Below are 4,763 nucleotides of genomic sequence, written 5' to 3' on the forward strand. Positions count from 1 at the left end.
ATCCAGGGGCAAATTCAAGAACTTCTTTTGCAAAAAAAGGGCTTCTTCCTTCTAAAGAATGTGCCATGGTAGCAATATCCATTTTGGTAAGTAGTCTGCTGAACAACATCGAATCAAAATCCATCAGCAGCAATTTCTTTAATGGCGAAATTGAATAGTCGTTAATTCTTGCAAGATCACTTGAAATAACCTTCATTTTTGGTTTTTCAAGAAACGCGTCTTCAAAACCCACAAAAAGATCTGAAGAAGCTGAGCAATAGATTTTAACCAAATCAGAATAGCCACCAAACTTCAATAACCTATATATATACGTGTAATTACTTTGTTTCTGATTAGCTACAGGCAATAGACTCGTTAAGATTCTTGAACTAATCCTTGTAAATTGACTCGGATTAAAAAAATCTACGTGTTTAAATGGCACATATCTTCTATAACCACCAAATAGCTCATCTGCACCGTCACCATTTAAAACAACCGTTATATGCTTTTTGGCTTCCCTGGCCACATAATAACTCGGTATTGCGGAATTATCAGAATTAGGCTCACCATGGTTAGATATGATCTTTTCTATATCGTTGGTTAAATCAGAAAAGTCTATTTCAACAACAGTGTGGTCGGTTCCATATTTCTTTGCTACCTTCTCTGCAAGGGCCGATTCATCAAAAGATCCCGGAACCTTAACCGTAAAGGTTTTAAGTTTTGAAGTTTGTTCAGCGGCCATTGCTGTCACTAATCCGCTATCAATCCCTCCACTCAAAAAAGATCCTACATCTAAATCGGAGCTATCTATTCGTCTTTTAACTGCAGTTTTCAGTATGCCATCGAGCTGTGTTACAGCATCGGTATAATCGGGGTATCTTTCTGCTTTATAATAGTCTTCGATTTTAAACCAGCAAACATCATCACAAAGACCTGTAAGTGTATCAATCTTTAAATAGTGCCCATTTTCCAACTCGTTAACAAAAAGATACGGAGTAGCTTTACGGTAATGATGCCCAACATAGAGGTAATCAGCCAGCGAGGAGTAATCTATCTCAGGTCTGCACTTTTTATAAAGTACGTTTAGCTCCGACGAAAAAACAAAGGTTTTTGCTTTATTATATACATACAAAGGTTTTTTGCCCGCCCTATCACGTRCCAGGTACATTCTAAAATTGAGGGTATCATATAATGCAAATGCAAACATCCCATCAAATTCCTCAAGCATATCCATGCCCATCAATTCAAACATCATCAGTATGGTCAATGTATCAGAATTGGAAGAAGCCTTAAGACCATACTTTTCTCTAAGCTCCATATGATTGTAAATCTCACCATTAAAAACAATCACCAGTCCATTGTGTTCCATTGGTTGCTGCCCGGTTACACTTAAATCCTGAATTGCCAGTCTGGTATGGTAAAGATTTACATTATACAAGCTATAATGTCCCTGTTCATCGGGGCCTCTGTGCAATAACCCATTAAAGATCATACTGTTCTCTATTGGATATTCATAGTTTATCGTTCCAAATATTCCGCACATATTATGTCAATTCTAAATAGCACTAACCGGCTAAGCCGTCAATTAATTGCATCCACTCCCCCATCACTTGCTCTTCACTAAATCGTGCCTTAATGTGTTGCTGGCCCTTAGCACCAAGAGCAGTTCTATCGGCAGCAGACATATCCATTATCTTTAACATATTACTGGCCATATCATGCTCATTTTGCTTCTCGCATAATAAACCACATTGTGCCTTTTCAATCAATTCATGATTTCCATCAATATCAGTTACAACCGTAGGTCTCGCATATGCCATAGCTTCCAGAATTGCATTTGGCATCCCTTCTGAAAAAGAGGAAAGCACAAAAGCGTCTGATTGGCCTAAAAAAMTATGTGCTTCTTTCTTAAAACCTATGATGTTAACATAGTCTTGAATATTTAGCTCCTCAATTGTTTTCTCAGGCCACAACTCTCCATTTAAATCTCCAACAATATCTACCGTGAAATTTTTGTGTTTTAAAAGTGCTATTGCTTTAAAGAGTGTTAAATAGTCTTTGTTCCACCTAAAGTGACCAATGCATACCCACTTAAAACTACCATTAACCAATTCGCCATCAATCTTGGTATGTTGTGGTATAGTAATTCCATTATGAATCACTATACCTCTTTTGCTCACTAACTTCTGCTTTTCAAAATTTATCATAGAGGCAACAGAATTGTAAACAACTGCATCGTCAAGTCCGTCCGTAAGTTTAAAAGGCATATACCATTTTTTAGGGATCACAGATATCCTAATGGTAGAGATCAACTTAAATTTAAGTCTCATCTTTAATAAGCGTGCAAATATGATTGCAATGAACATAAAAGCAATAACTACATCAGGTCTGAATTTTTTAATGGTTTTATAAAGTATCTGTATGTTCGAAAACGGAGCGCTAGACCAATTCCTTAAAAACAAAGCATCTACTCCGGCTTTTCTGATATCACCATTAAACTCATCAATGGGTTTTAAAGAAATGATCAATACTTTATGATGCTTTGATTGCAGAAATGATGCAATTTTCAATAGCTGCGTTTCAGCTCCACCCTTGCTCATAGATGGGGTCATTAAGATCACCCGTTTATTCACTTTCATAAACTATTTTATTTGAGAGGAAAATTAATTGAGAACTTAATTTGCTATGGAATCTTCCAGGTATGCCTTTACCTGTTTATGCTTAATATCAAAAACAACATTTACGTACTTAACATCCCATGAATTAAATAAGCTGAAATGCTGCTTATAAAAGGCATACGCTTTTTCCTTTAATTCCATTTTAGGATTCGGCTGATAAAATGGACTAACTTCAAGATAAATAGGCTTAGTACTCAGGTCATCGTTTTCCCAGGTAACATCAAAAGCACCGGTAGTGATCTTCAATGATTTAAAGGTTTCTATAATGTGTGCTCTCCACTGTTCCGGAAAGAAATCAAAATCTACCTTACTTCCATAACTTGTCGAAGTTGGTTTCCATTCTTCATTTAAATTTATTCTCCAGTAATGGAGCAAAATCTCTCCTTTAACCAAAATAACCCTTAGGTCTTTTCTCATATTAATCAGCTCCTGTGCTATAATATGCTTGTTTTCTGCCACAAATYTCTTGTTCGAAACAAGGTCTGAAAGATCTTTTATAGATGATATTTTGTATAACCCTTCTGAAGATGAGGAATGCTCTGCTTTGATAAGAAAAGGGAAACAGATATTCGCTTTTACCAAGTCTTCAATTGATTCAAAAATTCGTGTTTTAGGCTCATTAACACCCTCTACATAAAACACTTGATGCATGTAGGTTTTATTTTCCCATAACATGGTCTCGCTGTGTTTGGGAAATACTGAATTTCCCTGCTGTTCAAGCTGCATGGTAATATGCGACAGTATATGGGTATAGTTATCAAACTTGTATATATTGTATCGATTGCTAATGGAAAAAAAAATCTTTTTGTTATGGTATTTCCCAATGGCCAGATTAAACACAATTTTTATTCTTTTATTTTCTGCTATCAGCCCAGCAATAGTTGCCATATCCCATATAAATGCATCTGATCCAAAATACTTAATAGATCTAAAGGGAATCCAAACTAAAATATCACTACTAGCATCATGCAGTCTCCAGAGTTTTAGCCATTTAATTGCTACTATAATTCTGATGATACGCGCTATTCTCTTTAGTACCTTGGTTACTTGTTTCATAAGCTGAATTAATTAGTTCTATTTCTTTAATACCTAAGTATTTTATAGGCATTTCCTTCAATTTCAATATTACCTTTTCATATAATTTCATTACTCCAGACTCATGAYCATAACTCAAATCGTCTATATAAACTACAGGCACGCCTCTGTTTAATAGTTCATTTATATAATCAAGCTTGTCTTCAGCCTTCCTTACCAGAATTACACAATCAGCCTTCAGGCCATTTGCTGCCAGCCATTTACGTGTCGAAAAGTAGTCGAGGTAGCTTCTTGCGGATATAAATATTACTTTCTGCCTGGTTCTGGTTTTATCCAGTATAAAATTCCGCATCCCAATAAAAATCGATAACGATCCATATCGGTGGTTTTCATTTCTATAAACATAATCTTGTAGTGATGGCCAGGTATCGGCAAGGGTATTATCTATATCAACAAGGTATATCTCCTGATTTTGGACGGCATTTTTTATAGACCTTCTAAAACGATACCTGAAATACAAATTACAAATCCCAAAAACTATTGCTTTAAACAACCGTTTCATTTACCAATTTCAAAACGTCATTCATCTGAATACATGCTTTTATGCTTTGAATTACATAGTCGTTTTCATCTTTTGAACGGGATGCTAATCTTATAAACTGTCCCTTTAAGCCAATTTTATCATCACATGTTCTTACGTAAATGCCATAACTTATAAGCAGTTTGGCTACAAACTCTGTAGATTTTATGCCTTCCAGTAACTCAATAAGTACAAAATTGGCCATGCTTGGGTAAACTTTAATATTTGGCAACTGTCTCAGCTCCTGTATAAATTCCAGCGTCTCAACAATATATTTTACCCTTACCTTATCATATCTAAGTGCAAAATCCGCTCTTGTATACAATCGAAAGAAATATTCGGCAAAACCATTTGAATTCCACAAATAACCATTCTTTAATAAAAGATCAACATATTCCTTTCTCATCACACCATACCCGGCCCTTACACCTGCAATCCCAAAATCCTTCGACATGCTTTTTAGAACAATAACATTAGGATGTTCTTTAACA

The 4,763-nt window shown here is 35.5% G+C and carries 5 protein-coding genes; all 5 read right to left on the reverse strand.

Going from position 1 to position 4,763, the window contains the following annotated elements; translation table 11 throughout:
* The coding region (gene asnB, locus AC1DG9_RS23325; protein ID WP_477635333.1) for an asparagine synthase (glutamine-hydrolyzing) at positions 1-1,522 on the reverse strand (1,522 nt) is incomplete at its 3' end.
* Between the two features lie 22 nt (positions 1,523-1,544).
* Entirely contained in the window at positions 1,545-2,618 is a 1,074-nt protein-coding gene (locus tag AC1DG9_RS23330) for a glycosyltransferase (protein ID WP_477635334.1), read from the reverse strand.
* Positions 2,619-2,654: 36 nt separating this feature from the next.
* Positions 2,655-3,713, reverse strand: coding sequence for an ATP-grasp domain-containing protein (locus AC1DG9_RS23335; protein WP_477635335.1), 1,059 nt, complete (start codon positions 3,711-3,713; stop codon positions 2,655-2,657).
* Positions 3,649-4,254, reverse strand: a complete 606-nt coding sequence (locus AC1DG9_RS23340; protein WP_477635336.1) for a hypothetical protein — start codon at positions 4,252-4,254, stop codon at positions 3,649-3,651. The genes AC1DG9_RS23335 and AC1DG9_RS23340 overlap by 65 nt, the downstream gene beginning before the upstream one ends.
* The coding region (locus tag AC1DG9_RS23345; RefSeq protein ID WP_477635337.1) for an aminotransferase class I/II-fold pyridoxal phosphate-dependent enzyme at positions 4,238-4,763 on the reverse strand (526 nt) is incomplete at its 5' end. The genes AC1DG9_RS23345 and AC1DG9_RS23340, both read right to left, overlap by 17 nt.

Source organism: Pedobacter sp. 05L430, assembly GCF_056397585.1.